Source organism: Vibrio sp. Vb0937 (genome assembly GCF_033338855.1).
Window position 1 is genome coordinate 347,905 of record NZ_JAWOTK010000002.1, and the last position, 15,616, is coordinate 363,520.

The 15,616-nt window shown below is 42.2% G+C and carries 13 protein-coding genes; 9 read left to right on the plus strand and 4 right to left on the minus strand.

Features of this window, described 5'->3' with window-relative positions; all coding sequences use genetic code 11:
* The first annotated feature begins 161 nt into the window (after positions 1-161).
* Complete coding sequence (gene ylqF, locus R7P67_RS05125) at positions 162-1,106, plus strand: ribosome biogenesis GTPase YlqF (protein ID WP_005376521.1); 945 nt, start codon at positions 162-164, stop codon at positions 1,104-1,106.
* Between the two features lie 336 nt (positions 1,107-1,442).
* Positions 1,443-2,624 carry an alpha-hydroxyketone-type quorum-sensing autoinducer synthase gene (gene cqsA, locus R7P67_RS05130; RefSeq protein WP_213893452.1) on the plus strand — a complete coding sequence of 394 codons (1,182 nt, stop codon included), beginning with the start codon at positions 1,443-1,445 and terminating at the stop codon, positions 2,622-2,624.
* A gap of 103 nt (positions 2,625-2,727) precedes the next feature.
* Here the strand turns inward: cqsA and R7P67_RS05135 are convergent, their stop codons facing one another.
* Positions 2,728-4,773, minus strand: coding sequence for a response regulator (locus R7P67_RS05135; protein WP_213960636.1), 2,046 nt, complete (start codon positions 4,771-4,773; stop codon positions 2,728-2,730).
* A 363-nt stretch (positions 4,774-5,136) separates the two neighbouring features.
* Here R7P67_RS05135 and R7P67_RS05140 point away from each other — a divergent pair, with 363 nt between their 5' ends.
* Positions 5,137-5,754, plus strand: a complete 618-nt coding sequence (locus R7P67_RS05140) for an HAD family hydrolase (RefSeq protein WP_256896097.1) — start codon at positions 5,137-5,139, stop codon at positions 5,752-5,754.
* Between the two features lie 89 nt (positions 5,755-5,843).
* Here the strand turns inward: R7P67_RS05140 and R7P67_RS05145 are convergent, their stop codons facing one another.
* The gene (locus R7P67_RS05145; RefSeq protein ID WP_005376525.1) at positions 5,844-6,392 is read right to left on the minus strand and encodes a GNAT family N-acetyltransferase; all 549 of its coding nucleotides are present in this window, start codon (positions 6,390-6,392) and stop codon (positions 5,844-5,846) included.
* A gap of 271 nt (positions 6,393-6,663) precedes the next feature.
* On the opposite strand from R7P67_RS05145, the gene R7P67_RS05150 reads away from it, so the two are divergent.
* Entirely contained in the window at positions 6,664-7,788 is a 1,125-nt protein-coding gene (locus R7P67_RS05150; RefSeq protein WP_017821552.1) for an acyl-CoA desaturase, read from the plus strand.
* 359 nt (positions 7,789-8,147) lie between these two features.
* Positions 8,148-9,515: an anaerobic C4-dicarboxylate transporter DcuC gene (gene dcuC, locus R7P67_RS05155; RefSeq protein WP_005376528.1), complete on the plus strand. Its 1,368-nt coding sequence runs from the start codon at positions 8,148-8,150 to the stop codon at positions 9,513-9,515.
* 103 nt (positions 9,516-9,618) lie between these two features.
* Here dcuC and R7P67_RS05160 read toward each other — a convergent pair whose 3' ends face one another.
* Positions 9,619-9,975 (minus strand): hypothetical protein, encoded by a 357-nt coding sequence (locus R7P67_RS05160; protein WP_005376535.1) that lies wholly within the window; start codon positions 9,973-9,975, stop codon positions 9,619-9,621.
* A 576-nt stretch (positions 9,976-10,551) separates the two neighbouring features.
* On the opposite strand from R7P67_RS05160, the gene R7P67_RS05165 reads away from it, so the two are divergent.
* The 4 genes from R7P67_RS05165 (at position 10,552) to R7P67_RS05180 (ending at position 14,629) form a co-directional block, all read left to right on the plus strand.
* Positions 10,552-11,784, plus strand: coding sequence for an OFA family MFS transporter (locus R7P67_RS05165; protein ID WP_053303514.1), 1,233 nt, complete (start codon positions 10,552-10,554; stop codon positions 11,782-11,784).
* Between the two features lie 67 nt (positions 11,785-11,851).
* Positions 11,852-13,465 (plus strand): VRR-NUC domain-containing protein, encoded by a 1,614-nt coding sequence (locus R7P67_RS05170; protein ID WP_318085894.1) that lies wholly within the window; start codon positions 11,852-11,854, stop codon positions 13,463-13,465.
* Between the two features lie 165 nt (positions 13,466-13,630).
* On the plus strand, positions 13,631-14,278 hold the full coding sequence (locus R7P67_RS05175; protein ID WP_005376538.1) for an AcfA family outer membrane beta-barrel protein: 648 nt from the start codon (positions 13,631-13,633) through the stop codon (positions 14,276-14,278).
* Between the two features lie 15 nt (positions 14,279-14,293).
* On the plus strand, positions 14,294-14,629 hold the full coding sequence (locus R7P67_RS05180; RefSeq protein WP_005376539.1) for a YgiW/YdeI family stress tolerance OB fold protein: 336 nt from the start codon (positions 14,294-14,296) through the stop codon (positions 14,627-14,629).
* A gap of 81 nt (positions 14,630-14,710) precedes the next feature.
* On the opposite strand, the gene yegS is transcribed toward R7P67_RS05180, so the two are convergent.
* Entirely contained in the window at positions 14,711-15,613 is a 903-nt protein-coding gene (gene yegS / locus R7P67_RS05185) for a lipid kinase YegS (protein WP_005376540.1), read from the minus strand.
* Between the last annotated feature and the right edge of the window lie 3 nt (positions 15,614-15,616).

The window sequence follows — 15,616 nt, forward strand, 5'->3', positions numbered from 1 at the left end:
AACTGACGCATTAACATGAAAGAAAGCTCAACTCCGCGGTTTCGAGCAGCTTGAAGTAAACACAGTTTTAGAAAATGCGTTCTAGTATTGTATTACTCAAGATTCACATTGCTACTTTTACAACCGCTGGAGCATTAGAAAAATTAAGGTATTAAATTCAAATGGTTAATAACTCAATCCAGTGGTTTCCTGGCCACATGCACAAAGCACGTAAAGAGATCGAAGAAGCAATCCCTCAAGTGGATGTGATCATCGAAGTACTGGATGCTCGTATTCCTTTCAGTAGTGAAAACCCTTTGATTTCTCAAATCCGTGGTGACAAACCTGTCGTTAAAGTTTTGAACAAACGTGATTTGGCCGATCCAGAGTTAACTCAACTGTGGATTGAGCACTTGGAGCAAGAGCAACATGTAAAAGCAATGGCGATCACGACTTCTGAACCACAAGAAGTGCATCGAATCATGGAGCTTTGTCGCAAACTTGCCCCACACCGAGAAGAAATTGGTAAAAACATTCGCACCATGATCATGGGCATCCCAAACGTTGGAAAGTCGACGATCATTAACACCCTCGCAGGTCGAACAATCGCTGTAACAGGTAACCAACCCGCGGTTACACGTCGTCAACAACGTATCAACCTGCAAAATGGCATCGTATTATCTGATACTCCAGGGATTTTATGGCCAAAAGTGGAAAATCCACACAGTGGCTTCCGCCTTGCGGCTACTGGCGCGGTAAAAGATACAGCGATGGAATATGACGAAGTCGCATTCTATACCATTGAATACCTAGCAGCTCATTATGCAGACAAGCTTAAAGAGCGTTATCAAATTGAAGAACTTCCAGAATCAGATATCGAGATCATGGAAGAAATTGGTCGTCGCCGCGGAGCACTACGTGCAGGTGGACGTGTTGACTTGCACAAAGTATCAGAGATCTTATTGCACGAACTTCGCCAAGGCACTTTGGGCCAAATTACATTAGAGCGCCCAGAAATGATCACTCAAGAGCTGATTGAAGTCGAGATTGAGACCGCCCGTAAAGAAGAAGAAAAAGCGAAGCGTAAAGAAGAGCGTCGTAAGCGCTATTTACGTAATAAGCGATAATTTTGTCTCTTATCTACTCATGTTTCAAGGCGCGATTTTCGCGCCTTTTTTGTTATCTAATGCGCCCATTTTTTTCACTTTTCAAACTTTATATTCCTCATCCAAAATCCAGATATGAAGCACGAAAAAACACCGCAAAATCGCCGTATAAACTTTAAGCACAAACTAGTTTAGACCCCGGGCCCCTATAGAGTTACAGCCACCATCCAACCCTCAAATGTCGAGTTTGCAAGGGTCTGCAAACTTATGCAACCTGGTTAGTGACACTCTCCCCAAAATCCGCAATATGAATAAGTGTCAGCGCTGGCGTTTTTCCATATGAAGAAGAGATTTATTATGAGTGAAACTATACAAAGCAAACCACTTCCCTCCTTTATCGAGGAACGCCTAGATTTTTATATTCAAGATCTAATCGAACCGAATGAGAACAAAAAACACCTTGTTCTTGGTAAACGCCCACCGTGTAATGCCGTTGTCCTGCAAAGCAATGATTACCTTGCACTGTCTCATAACAAGGAGATTCAAAGTGCGCATCGTGATGCGATTTCCCAGCACGATGACAACGTCGTGATGTCCGCGATTTTCTTACAAGACGATGAATCGAAACCTGTATTTGAAACGCAACTAGCCAGTTTCGTTGGTATGCCTAGTTGTCTACTTTCTCAATCTGGTTGGGCTGCGAATGTCGGTTTATTGCAGACTATTTGTGCACCGAACATACCTGTGTACATTGATTTCTTTGCACATATGTCTTTGTGGGAAGGCGCACGTATTGCCGGAGCACAAATTCATCCGTTCATGCATAACAACACCAGCCACCTAAGAAAACAGATTTCACGTCACGGTTCAGGGATCATTGTCGTGGATTCGGTTTACAGCACTATCGGGACCATCGCTCCTCTACGTGATATCTACGAAATAGCACAGGAGTTTGACTGCGGCCTGGTTGTAGATGAATCACACTCTTTAGGTACACACGGTCCACAAGGTGCGGGGATACTGCAGGGTCTTGGCTTAACTCATAAGGTAGATTTTATTACCGTTAGTCTTGCCAAGACATTTGCTTATCGTGCTGGCGCGATTTTAGGCCCAGAAAAACTGGCGAAGACGCTTCCATTTGTGGCGTACCCTGCAATATTTAGTTCTACCGTATTACCGCAAGAGATCATTCGGCTAGAGAAAACACTAGACGTCATAAGAAAATCAGATGATAAGCGAGATATTCTGTTTGAAAGAGCCAAGTCTTTAGCCGTTGGTTTAAAACGCATTGGATTTACTATTCGCAGTGAATCACAAATTATCTCATTAGAATGCGGCAACGAGAGAAACACTGAGCGAGTCCGCGATTTTCTCGAAGAGCGAAATGTTTACGGCGCAGTGTTTTGCCGCCCTGCAACTGGAAGGAACAAAAACATCATCCGTTTTTCAGTCAATGCCGACATGACAGCTGCTGAAGTTGATCATGTACTCACTGTCTGCCAACAAGCATTCGCACACCCTGACTTAGAGTTTGTGTAAGTTAATGTGTAGATAAAACTAAAGAGCTCAACAGTTTTGCTGAGCTCTTTATTCGTGTTATTCGTTGTGAGCAACTCGCCTCAAGAAAACAAGTCGCGAATGATTAGATCCAGTTTGCGATTTTATCGAACAAGCGATTTTTATCCGCCGGTTTTACGATGAAGTCAGACATACCCGAAGACCCAATTTTGTCCAACGTGACAGGTGAACTATCCCCTGTATGTGCAATAATAGGTACCGACGCATAGTTTTTATCCGAGCTTCGAATTCGCCTAGACGCTTCTACACCATCCATAATTGGCATTTCGATATCCATCAGAATGAGATCAACATCTTCTTGCTCTAGTGTATCCAGAGCCTGCTGCCCGTCTTCTTTCTGAATCACTTCAAAGCCTTGCTTTTCAAGTAACATTGCCGTGAATTTACGCAAAGATTCATTATCATCCACGACCATAATTGTGCGCTTATTTGAACTATCTAACGTCACCGAGGCCGTTGGTGTCGATACATAGCTTGAATCATATAAGAGACGCTCAATAGTTGGTTTAGTATTCAATAACCAGGCTTGCGTTTCGATCCAAATAGGTTCATATGCAGCCTTACGTGCTCTCTGAGTCGGATGATGCTCAAAAAGATAAACGATGCGTGCTTCAGTGAAAGACAAGAGAGATTCTAATCTATCCAACTGGTTTGCTCTTGGATCTAAGCTCTCAAGATCGATAAAAATCAGATCGAATTCGAACTCGTACTCTTTCTTTTTGAGTACTTGGTTGGCATCTAAAATCGTTGAATCAAAGCCCATAAAACGGCTAATATCTGTTACTTTAGACACCAAGATATCTTGGCTAGTCACCGTTAGAATGGTTTTGAGTTTAGTCAGATCGTTTTTTATTTCAGTAACGGTATCAGATGTCGTTAGTGGGAAAGTTAATGTAAATTGAGACCACTCCCCTAACTGAGATTGACACTCAATGTTCCCCCCAAATGAACGCATGACTTTTTTACAAAACGGTAGACCCAAACCATAACTTCCTGATTTGCCAGTGGTGTAAAAGTCTTGAAAGATATTGCGTAGAACATCAGGAGCAATGCCAGCACCATTATCGGTTACAACAATTTGATTAAAGCGTTCTGAACTTATCATGGATACATGTATGTGAAAATCTTCAGATTTACGGTGATGGAAGGCATTCTTGAAGAGGTTATACATAACGTATTTAAGTAACGTATCACTACCTAGAAACTCAAACTCACTTCTCGCATCCAGCGATATGGCAAATCGATCAGTGGCACGTTTATAACTGAAGCTTTCAATTGCCTGTTCAACGACCGAGTGAACTGAATATTTTTTGAAGCTAGAACGAGAAACTCGATTTTCATCAATCGAAGTTAGCAATAAATCGATGGTTTCATTACCCGATTGGATAATGTTCATTGCATCCTGACTCACTTCACGTAATAAGGTGACATCCTCTACACTCATGACGTACTGCTCTTTTCCTGCCTCTTTCATGTTGGGCAAGATCGACTGGATAACATCTATTGAAGTGCAAAGCCCACTCAACGGGTTACGCATTTCATGTGCAATCCCTGCCCCGAATGATTTTGCCAGCGAGACTTTCGCTTCATGTTCAACTTGGTTACGAAAATAGAACAAATTACCGAAGACATAAATAAACAGAAAGATTGGCACATGAGTCCAATCCATGGTCAAGTCAAGATGGAACCCTTTTGCAACCCAAGCGAAGAATGTTGCTAAACCTATCCCAGCAAAGGTTTGAGCAAACATGACCCTAGTAACATGAACCAGTAAAATGTGTAAGAAAATTGCAGACATAAACGACATAACCCATACATTGGACCAGTCATTCATCAGTAACATATAAAAAAAGAAAAACGGTAAGCACAGCGTTATCGTCACTTGGTAGTAAATAGGAACATAATCTCTCCAAGTCGATGATAAGCGGTTTCTAAAAATGATGCCGAAAAACAATAACGAGCAAAACAATCTAAGAGGTAAATTTTCATAAGCCTGTGGAAAGGCAAACTCCCAGACAAAGTAGTACAGCGGAAAGCCAAGAAACCCCATCCAGCCAACGAGAGTTAGGTTTGGTTCTGCATATTGATAAACCTTACGTATCGAGTCCATATAATCTGTTTTGCTTACTCCGCCTGACGCACAACAATGTGATTTTGATTCACTTTTATCATTTTATTATTAACTAATTATATATTAATCATCATTTATAAGCAGCGCGAAATGACGTAAACAGCTCGCAATACTTATCTTTAGTTTCAATCTTTTAAGACAGCTGCACTTGATTTACAACCAAATAAACAAAGTTGCATATAGTTTAGTGTAATTTTGCGATAATCGCTCTGTATCCAATTGGATGTTAATCTCATTTTGTTCTAGAAACTTAAGTCGCGCCTTTGGCACGGCTTTCCAACGATTTAAAAACAACACTCACCGCATATACCGCGGTGACAAACAATTGGCTTGGGGTGTGTCATGAATTCTTTCCAGATAAAAAATGTCATTTTTGATGTAGGTAATGTATTGGTACGCTGGTCTCCAGTAGAAATCGTTCGCTTAACATTTGGTGGTTCCGTAGAGTCAGAGAAAATGGCTCAGATGCTATTTTCATCACAAATCTGGAAAGATTTAAATAAAGGGACGATCTCCGAAAGGGAAGCAAAACAGCGTTATCAACGTGAACACCAAGTAACGACGGAAGAAATGGACCGCTTCTTTTATTATGTAAAACACACTCAAATACTACTTTACGGCAGTATAGAGCTGTTAAAACGAGTAAAAAGTGCCGGATATGGCGTATATGCGCTCACAGACAACATCAACGAAATTGTGGAATATCTTCGTACTACCTATGAGTTTTGGCCACTGTTTGATGGAGCAATCATCTCTTCTGAAGTTCAATTACTAAAACCACAAGCGGAGATCTACCAAACTCTACTTTCAAAGTATCAGCTTAACCCCGAAGAGACAGTATTTCTTGATGACATGCCTTACAATGTTGAAGGTGCCCGAGCAGTTGGCATGGCTGCTATTCAGTTTGAAAATGCTCAGCAATGTGAGCTCGAACTAAAAGCCATGGGGGTTAACTTCTAGAAAGCTTGTAATAAAACATAACCTTAGGGTGCATAAACAAAAAAGAGCAGTGATGAGACTGCTCTTATCTAATGTTTTAGAACGCTAGGTTAGGAGTAAATCACGTTTTCCTCAATCCCACTAACTAATGACTGGGCGTTCTTCCAACGGAATACTTTTTCTAACACCTCTTTGCCATCAGGTGCGCGCCAAGTTCGCTCTTGATCCTCTTGTCCACCAATGTGGCGATAGAATTCAATCGCAGAAATGTTTTGCGACACAACTTCTAAATAAAGACCTGTGTCTTTAAAGTACTGCTGTTGCCATTCGGCGACAGCAAGTAATAGCTGCTTACCAATCCCACGACCACGGTAACTGTCATCAACATGCAATGCGTCAATAAAGGTTCCACGCTCGAAATCATGGTTGCCGAACACACAAACAAAGCCAAGTAGCAAACCTCCCTCCTCCGCCAAGACAATGTGCTGATTGAATGGTGGGTTGGTCAAACGGGTTTGCCAAATCAGTAGTTTGTCGTCAATCGCTTCTTTCTCAAGATAGTTATCACTAAGAATGCCACGGTAATGACGCTTCCAGCTATCCGCATGAAGATGCGCAATGCGCTCGTAGTCCTTATATTCCGCTAATCGTAAATCCATTACGTATTCCTATTTTCTTACATTTTTGCTTCTTTATAGAGTCTCGGTATATTCCACCTTTATAACACTTGTTTCTTGGCAGATTTTATACACCTTAAGCCAGAGCTCATTTTTTAATACTACTCATTATTCAATTAAAAGCAAAATATCCCATCAAGTTCCTTAATCTACACCCAAAGGAATAGTCACATTTGTCTAACTTTAATTTGACTTACATGTGTACGCTGATATTCTGGCGAACAGTTGTTAGCTCAAAGTTAGGGATACACCTGTGACTCAAAACAAACCACCTGTTATCTGGTTGAATACATTAATATTTTCTGCCAGTTTTGTTCTGACTTTTATTGTAATGCCTTGGTATGCATATCATTTTGGGCTGGGTTGGGAACATCTAATTTGGGGAGTGATTGCATTTAGTTTTACTAACCTTTCTATTACAGCAGGCTATCATCGTCTCTGGAGCCACAAAACATACGAAGCTCATCCTATTTTGCGCGCCATTTTTGCGATTGGAGGAGCATTTTCTTTGCAAAATAGTGCATTACATTGGTCTTCTGATCATCGTGTGCATCACAAACATGTCGACAATAACGATAAAGATCCGTACTCAGCCAAGCGGGGTTTTTGGTATTCTCACATTGGGTGGATGTTACGTGATTACAATAAGTCAAAGGAAAACGAATATACAAACTGCCGTGACCTAAAGCGCGACAAAATCGTCATGTGGCAGCATAAGTATTATGTTCCACTTGCCCTACTGACTAATATTGGTTTCCCAGTCATGCTCGGACTGATCTACGGTGATATCTGGGGGATGTTATTGGTCGTTGGTGCGGCTCGACTCTTTATGAGTCACCATACGACTTTTTTCATTAACTCCCTCGCACATATTTGGGGTAAGCAAACTTTCACAGACAAAAACACTGCTCGCGATAATGGTGTACTCGCCTTTTTCACATTTGGAGAGGGTTACCATAATTTCCATCATATTTTCGAGAATGACTATCGCAATGGCGTGTATTGGTGGCATTACGACCCAACGAAGTGGTTGATAAAGTCATGTTCTTGGCTAGGACTCACATCTAAGTTGCGCACAACGCCTACATTTAGAATTGAAAAAGCCCGTGCGAGTCAACTTTTGAAGAAAGCAAGAGAAAAGCTAGAATCGAAACCGAACACGCAAACGATCCTCGATCAACTACAGCACGAGTTTGATACTCTAGTTCATCACATGCAGGAATACTACGAGATGCGCAAAGAAGTACTCGGTGCCAAAACTGCCAGTGTGGTAAAAAAATACGAATGTTCTGTAACGAAAATGAAGTACCAGCAAATTAAAGCAGAGTTCGAACGGCAGCAACGTAGTTGGAACCTTATGGTTCGTCGATACGCATAGTTTATCCTCATTCTTACGATTACTTAGCTTCGCTTCGGCGAAGCTTTTTTGTTGTGAAGAGTGTTTTCCAATAATTGCTTATTGAGTAAAGTCTTTTTCCTATTGTGAATCAATTCACTCATTATTCATTCACTTTCCTAGTCATATTTTCCTTCCTATAAATAGCTTCAAACCAGCACATAACACTTAGAAAACCAAATTCCAACAATACAATCTAACGAAATTATTTATTAAATTATTATTTGTCTCAGATCATGCAAGCCTCATATTTGTCTCGTGCCACAGCTAAGAATTCTGTAAATTCCTTGTCATAAACTGAAACAGTTTCTTTCTTTTTTACATAACATTCGGAGATCCCTATGTTAGAGCTCTTAATTGGCTTAGTGGTTACCATTGCGGTGGGTTACTTTATTGTCAAAGGCTATAAAGCTGCGGGCGTGTTACTGACCGCTGGTATTGCTTTACTTCTTATGACTGGCGTTTTGGGGCACGACGTGCTGCCGTCAAAAATCACCTCAACTGGTAACATGGTGACAGATGCGCTTGAATACGTGAAATACATGCTTCAATACCGCGGTGGCGGTCTTGGTATGCAAATCATGCTGCTTTGTGGTTTTGCGTCATACATGACTCATATCGGCGCGAACAACGTGGTAGTGAAACAGTTCTCTAAACCGCTTTCTGTCATCAAGTCTCCTTACGTCCTTTTGGTAGCGGCTTACATTGTGGCGTGTTTAATGTCTCTTGCGGTAAGTTCTGCAACAGGCCTTGGCGTACTATTAATGGCGACATTATTCCCAATGATGGTCGCGATGGGCATTTCTCGTCCAGCAGCCGTTGCAGTGTGTGCCTCTCCAGCGGCAATCATCCTTTCTCCTACTTCTGGTGATGTTGTTATCGCAGCAGAAAAGTCTGGTTTAGAGCTTGATGTGTTTGCGGTACAAACTGTGTTGCCTGTTTCTATTTGCGCAATCATCGTCATGGCAGCGGCAGCGTTCTTCTGGAACAAATACTTAGATAAGAAAGAAAATACACCAATGGAAAAAATTGATGTATCAGAGATCAAAGCTGACGCACCAGCGTTTTATGCAGCTCTTCCTTTTCTACCTATCATCGGCGTTTTCCTATTCAACGGTCGTACCATTCCAGGACTTAGTCTAGACATCTACACTATTGTGGTTGGTTCGATTTTCCTTGGAGCTCTGATCCATTATGTTGTAAATAAGTTCGATGGTAAGAAATCACTAGAAGATTTAGATTCTTGTTACGCAGGCATGGCTGACGCGTTCAAAGGCGTTGTGATGCTTTTGGTTGCCGCAGGGGTTTTTGCACAAGGTCTGATGTCTATCGGAGCTATCGATAACCTACTTCATCTAGCAGATAATGCTGGTGCAGGCGGCGTTGCTTTAATGCTTATTCTAACTGCATTGACAGTTGCAGCAGCAATTGCAACGGGTTCGGGTAACGCGCCTTTTTATGCGTTCGTGGAGTTAGCACCATCTTTGGCTGCGAAAATGGGATTAAACCCTGCTTTCCTAATTATCCCGATGCTTCAAGCATCAAACCTAGGCCGTACTATCTCACCAGTATCTGGCGTAATCGTTGCGACATCAGGTATGGCAAACATCAGCCCGTTTGAGGTTGTAAAACGCACATCCGTTCCAGTTCTAGCAGGCCTTATCACGGTGATTATTGGTACTATGGTGCTTGTTCCAATGAGTGCCTAACGGTATTGCCACGATCAAACTAAAAGCAATATCCGAACAAAATTACGTTTAATTAAAAACGCCAGCAAATGTGCTGGCGTTTTTTTTATTCTAATGTGTTGATTTACGCTGACTTAAATCGGTCAGGAATCTTAGTGATGCTCTCTCTGTAGCTAAACCATAAGTAGGTAACGGCAAGCGAAAAGAATAAATATGAAAGTGCGAATACGATTGGAGACGTGATTAATTCCGCGGACATTCCCCACATCACACCGACTACGGTTATCGTCAACTTAGAAAGCATACCGCAAATGAGTAGGAATAAAGCAAGCTGTGGAAAGCGCGAGCTGCGAAATGCGAAGAAATAACAGCTACCTACCGCTAAAGAAGCAATAGATAAGCCCAACATAAATGAATGGATGTGGTCTGCTGATGCGATACCAGCGGATACCGAAGCCATGAGTAATAGGAACAGTTTCATAAGTCACCTCACAACAAATCTAAAAAGCATCCCTTCATAAATGAAAACTCATTTTTCACTATATTCTGCGCCTAAAATCAGCAATTACAAGTTACTTTTTTGCTCATTTAATGAACATAAAAGCTAATCAGCTTCAATTATTACAAAAGGTTAACAATTAAAAATTAAGAAACCCTTTGCATCTGATACTTACGACAGTTAGATGATAAATTCGCCATTTTTGTTACAGATGGTTAACATGGAAACATTTTGAAATTTTTTATTTGAAATGTGAACTGTGCACTCAACAGCGTAAAACCTCTCTGTCTTGACTCATCATTCGTTATTAGCGAACAAAAAATATCACTTTTTTACAACGTTCTTACTACATACAAAACCATGAATTCACATCCACTTTTAATGTTGCAAATTATTTTATCAGTAACCGTAAAAAGAGATTCCAATCACATATTTATTGGTTATAATCCGCGCTCATTGCGTTAAACGTTGAAAAACGCAAACTAATTTTGAGAAAAAACATCTTTAAACCAACCTTCTTTGCGGCATTGCCAATAAGAGGAAAAACTGAGAATAAAAATGAGCAAGATTGATAAAGCTATGCGCATCCTGTTAGCAGGGTTCTGTATCAACCTTTGTCTTGGCATCCTGTATGCTTGGAGTGTATTCAACAAGGCACTGGTAACTGAATCAGGCTGGAGTGCTGCAGAAGCTTCTGCACCTTACGCAACTGCAACCATCACTTTCTCTATCTGTCTTCTTATTGCAGGTATTCTTCAAGACCGCATGGGCCCTCGAATGATCCTTATCCTAGGTACTGTTCTTACAGGTCTGGGCATGATCGCGTCTGGCTTTGTTGACACTCCACTCATGCTGAACATTACCTTCGGTGTGATCACAGGTGCAGGTATCGGTTTTGGTTACGCATGCCTATCACCTTCTGCGATGAAGTGGTTCCACGCTTCGAAGAAAGGTATGGTTAACGGCATTATTGCGGCAGGTTTTGGTCTAGCGGCTATTTACCTTGCGCCAGTAACTTCTGCGCTAATAGACAGCATGGGCATTCAAACTAGCTTTATGGTTCTTGGTGTTGGTATCCTAGCGATTGCGGTTCCTCTTGCAGCAACCATCAACAACCCACCAGCAGACTACACACCTGCGGAGCCTAAAGTAAAAGAAGGCCAAGCACCTAAAGCGGTGAAAAAGTCAGATGACTTAACTTGGAAAGCAATGTTGAAAACGCCACAGTTCTACTCTCTATGGATCATGTACGCGTTTGCAGCTTCTGTTGGTCTAATGATCATTGGTAACATCACGACAATCGCAAGCGTTCAAGCAAACTTGCCAAACGCGGTTTACCTAGCGTCTATTCTTGCTGTATTCAACTCTGGCGGTCGTGTTGCCGCGGGTATGCTTGCAGATAAAATCGGCGGTGTTCGTACGCTTCTACTCGCGTTCGTTCTACAAGGCGTAAACATGGTGCTGTTCGCGACGTTCGACTCTGAGTTTACACTGATCATCGGTACAGCAATCGCAGCGGTAGGTTACGGCACACTTCTAGCGGTATTTCCTACTCTAACGGCTGAGTTCTACGGTCTGAAAAACTACGGCACTAACTACGGCGTGCTTTACACAGCATGGGGTATCGGTGGTGCAATCGGCGCAGCGGTTGTTGGTTTCTCGATGACAAATGGCGACGGCTACACCTTGGCTTACACAATTTCTTCGGCAATGATGGCAGTATGTATCGTACTTGCGTTCATCACTAAGCCATTGTCTGATGCGAAAGTAGCACAGCTAAAAAACGCATAATTGCGAATTGATTTGATAGCAAAAAGGCTTAACCTATGGGTTAAGCCTTTTTTGTTATCGGTCGTTTATGGAAAGCCCTATCGAACTTGCACCAGACTACTATCTAGAGAACTTCTTTAAGCTGACTCATCACGCAGTAACTTGGTACAGCGATTTACTGACCAAGGAAGAACACGCATGGCTTTGCTCGTTTGATTCTTTGAGCAAACACGCCCAGTGCCTTTTGGTACGTTTATACAGCCGAAAGGGATGTTGGTTTCGAAGTGATAAACTGAGTTATCAAGAAATACCTTCTATCAATGAAGCGCTGGCGGAATTGAGTCAACATGAGTTTGTAGCCCTTTCCCCACCCCTTTCTCATCAAGAGTTAGCGGCCAATTTACTGACCAAACCAGAAATCTCTGCGCTTTATCCCGAACTGCCGAAATCACTCAAGAAAGACGCCCTTGTCGAACGTTTGAGTAATGCGGAATTTGATCGTATAGAGAAGCTTGAGTTTACGATCGTCAAACTCAATTCAGCTCATATGATCGACGTGTTGCTCACTCTGTTTTTTGCCAACACCCATCAAGACTTAAGTCAGTTTGTGCTTGATGACTTAGGTTTGCATCAGTTCGAGCAATATCAATTGAGTAAAGTGCGCCGTTTCTTTGATTCACGTGAGCAAATAGACCGTTTAATTGAACTGAGCCAGTTGGCCAACCTGTACTGGCAATTTGACCGAAAAGACAAAGCCAATCTCGACTTATTAATTGAGGCAATGCCTCAGCCCGTTAAACACCGTTACGTAGATCGTAAACGCGAGCACATGTTGAATGACATAGCACGTGATTACGAACGGCTTGATGATCTAGAGACCGCCCTGTCTCTATTTGGCCAAACTCAACTCACACCGAGCCGAGAACGACGCGCACGTATCTATGACAAATTAAACCATGATGATTTATTTGGTGACATTGTCACAGATATGCTTAACTCACCGATCGATGTGTCTGAGCTCGAAGTTGCACAAAAACTTGAGCAACGGTTAAAACGAAAACAAGGCGAGAAAGTGCCAAGAGTGACGAAGCCAACCTGTACGGAATACCGCCTTGAACTGGATTTATCTCAACAGAGAGTCGAACTCGCCAGCAAAGCGTATTTTGAGTCCTTAGGCTGGACTGTATTTTACGCCGAAAATGCACTGCTTAATGCATTACTTGGTCTCACTTTTTGGGATGCGATTTTCGCTCCCATCGAAGGCGCATTCATCAATGCCTATCAACATCGTCCTCTGGATTTGTACCATTCTGATTTTGTTACCAAACGCCAAGCTTTGATAGATGCGACGTTTGATATGTTGGAAACGGGCAATACTTATACGTTGTTAACTAGATACGATGAGAAGTTTGGTATCAGCAATCCATTTGTGCATTGGAGCTTAATAAGTAAAGAGCTACTCGAAATGGCACTCGATACAATCCCAACTAACATGTTGATGGCGCTATTTAAAATACAATTGAGTGACCTAAAGCTTTACCGCAATGGGATGCCTGATCTGATTGCTTTTAAAGGAAACGAGTTCGAATGGATTGAAGTAAAAGGGCCAGGCGATAAACTCCAGGATAACCAATGGCGTTGGATCAAAGAGTTTACTCGCCTTAATGTCCCGTTTGCGGTGTGTTACGTCGCAGCAACTTAACTTACTCTATATAAAGAGCTTGGTGTTTGTTCACTCAAACCGCCCCTCGGTTATCGCCCCTTGCTCTTTTTTCTAAACATTTTTTCGTTTCTTCACGATCGCTTCACGCTTCTTCACACAAAATGCGCTTCTACTCACTAAGTTGATTTGAAGAGGCAAAATAAAATGAACAAAACACTTCTTGCGTTACTTGTTACCTGCTCAGTTTCGGTATCTGCGGCTCCTTATGTAGGTCTGGAATATGGACTAGGCACCACTGACCATGATTTGGAACCTCACTTTTCAACTGACAACGTAACACTCAACCCTGAGCTTGAAGACGGTATTTTCTCAGGCTTTGTCGGTTACGCATTTAATGACAACTGGGCATTGGAACTGGGTTACAGCCAGTTTGACCTTGATGATAGTCGTTCAAAAAACCTAGGTATCAAGTCAATCGATGGCAAAGATTACCATCATGAAATGGATTGGGATGCGTCAATCAAAGCCAAGCAAGTGTCGTTGGCTCCTGTGTTTAACTATGCATTAAATGATAAATGGACAACAAAATTCAAAGCGGGTCTAACGTACACGGAATACAACGCCAAGGTTTCTAAACATCAAGAATACGAACTTGTCACGAACGACGATGTGGAAATGACCAACACGCTTTTCCATAGCGCGGAGAAAAACAACGAGCTAGGCGCAATGTTCTCAGTGGGTGCGGAATACAGAATTTTCCCGCAGCTCACCATAGGTGTAAACGCAAAATATCAACTAGACCGATACGCGAACACTGCATCCTTTAACGTAGGCACAACTTATTACTTCTAATATAAGGAGATGATAATGAAAAGAGTATTGTTAACATCCATGCTTGCCCTACTTTCAAGCTCGGTTTTCGCCGCGTTTAATGGTCCAGAAGTCAGTGCAATCAATACGGTGAAAGAGGCGCGCAACGCAACCGACGACAGCGCTGTAGTGCTAACCGGGCATATTGTTCAATCATTTGGTAACGAGACTTACTTGTTCAAAGACAACACTGGTGAGATCGAAGTAGAGATCGACAACGAAGATTGGATGGGTCAAGAAGTGACACCAAAAGATACCGTAATGATTCGAGGAGAGGTTGATTCAGATTGGACAACTACGCAAATAGACGTTGAGACCATTCAAAAACGTTAAGAAGTTGACTAATACCTCAACACAAATAACACAGCCACATTTTAGTGGCTGTGTTACGCAATAATCATGGAAAACGCTCGTTTAGCTAGTCAAGCAAGGGCAATCTTGCGGTACGACTAATCGTATACTCTTAGGCTGAACATCAAATCTAATGGTTCTCGAATGATAAGGTTCTCCATCTAAATTAAGAGGCAATGGATTCGGAAAATCTATCTCCAACCAGCTTGCTTTAGTGTACTTCACAAACTCTCCTTTCTCACTCGGGTTATTGATCTCGTCGATTACTTTAGGCAGCTCATGAGGTAAAAATGGGCGCACCAATGTTAGATCCATCATCCCATCATTAATCATCGCTTTTGGAGCTAACTCTTGCCCACCTCCAGCAAGGCGCCCATTACAAAACGCACCGAGCAACATTTCTCCCTGATACGCGCCACCTTCAATCTTTATTGTTCCGTCATATGGTTTAAAGCCAAGTGCTTTTATAACACCAGTTAACGTGTAAGCTCCGCCGCCAAGAAAGTTTTTGAGTTCAACAGGCGTTTCTGCTGTAACTTCTGCACCAAACCCTGCTGTTGCCACGTTAATAAAGCAGCGATCGTTCGCTTTGACGCAATCGACCAAAGCGGACTGCCCCTCAACAGCAAGAGATAAAGACGCCTTAATGGAATTAGGTACTTGAATAGCGGTAGCAAAGTCATTGGCGGTACCAAGGGGAATAATGGCTAACTCAGGGCGTTTTTCTTTGTCAATTTGAATAATCGCAGAAGCCGCCTCATTGACGGTCCCATCGCCACCAGCGACAACAATACGTTCAATGCCTTCATCAACCGCTTCTTTAACTAGCCGCGGCATGTCTTGAGATTCCCACGTCACACGCACCTGTACGTCGATGCCTTTTTCTCTCATTTTCATGATTGCATCTCTTAACTCTGGATTCCCAGCTTTTTTTCCGTTAAGGATGGCACGTATTGTCTTTTTCATTGC

What these genes read in the sequence shown, in the direction of transcription:
- R7P67_RS05135 (WP_213960636.1), bottom strand. Translation starts at nt 4,773, where the DNA reads ATGGACTCGATACGTAAGGTTTATCAATATGCAGAACCAAACCTAACT.
- yegS (WP_005376540.1), bottom strand. Translation starts at nt 15,613, where the DNA reads ATGAAAAAGACAATACGTGCCATCCTTAACGGAAAAAAAGCTGGGAAT.
- cqsA (WP_213893452.1), top strand. Translation starts at nt 1,443, where the DNA reads ATGAGTGAAACTATACAAAGCAAACCACTTCCCTCCTTTATCGAGGAA.
- ylqF (WP_005376521.1), top strand. Translation starts at nt 162, where the DNA reads ATGGTTAATAACTCAATCCAGTGGTTTCCTGGCCACATGCACAAAGCA.
- dcuC (WP_005376528.1), top strand. Translation starts at nt 8,148, where the DNA reads ATGTTAGAGCTCTTAATTGGCTTAGTGGTTACCATTGCGGTGGGTTAC.
- R7P67_RS05175 (WP_005376538.1), top strand. Translation starts at nt 13,631, where the DNA reads ATGAACAAAACACTTCTTGCGTTACTTGTTACCTGCTCAGTTTCGGTA.
- R7P67_RS05180 (WP_005376539.1), top strand. Translation starts at nt 14,294, where the DNA reads ATGAAAAGAGTATTGTTAACATCCATGCTTGCCCTACTTTCAAGCTCG.
- R7P67_RS05165 (WP_053303514.1), top strand. Translation starts at nt 10,552, where the DNA reads ATGAGCAAGATTGATAAAGCTATGCGCATCCTGTTAGCAGGGTTCTGT.
- R7P67_RS05140 (WP_256896097.1), top strand. Translation starts at nt 5,137, where the DNA reads ATGAATTCTTTCCAGATAAAAAATGTCATTTTTGATGTAGGTAATGTA.
- R7P67_RS05145 (WP_005376525.1), bottom strand. Translation starts at nt 6,392, where the DNA reads ATGGATTTACGATTAGCGGAATATAAGGACTACGAGCGCATTGCGCAT.
- R7P67_RS05160 (WP_005376535.1), bottom strand. Translation starts at nt 9,975, where the DNA reads ATGAAACTGTTCCTATTACTCATGGCTTCGGTATCCGCTGGTATCGCA.
- R7P67_RS05170 (WP_318085894.1), top strand. Translation starts at nt 11,852, where the DNA reads ATGGAAAGCCCTATCGAACTTGCACCAGACTACTATCTAGAGAACTTC.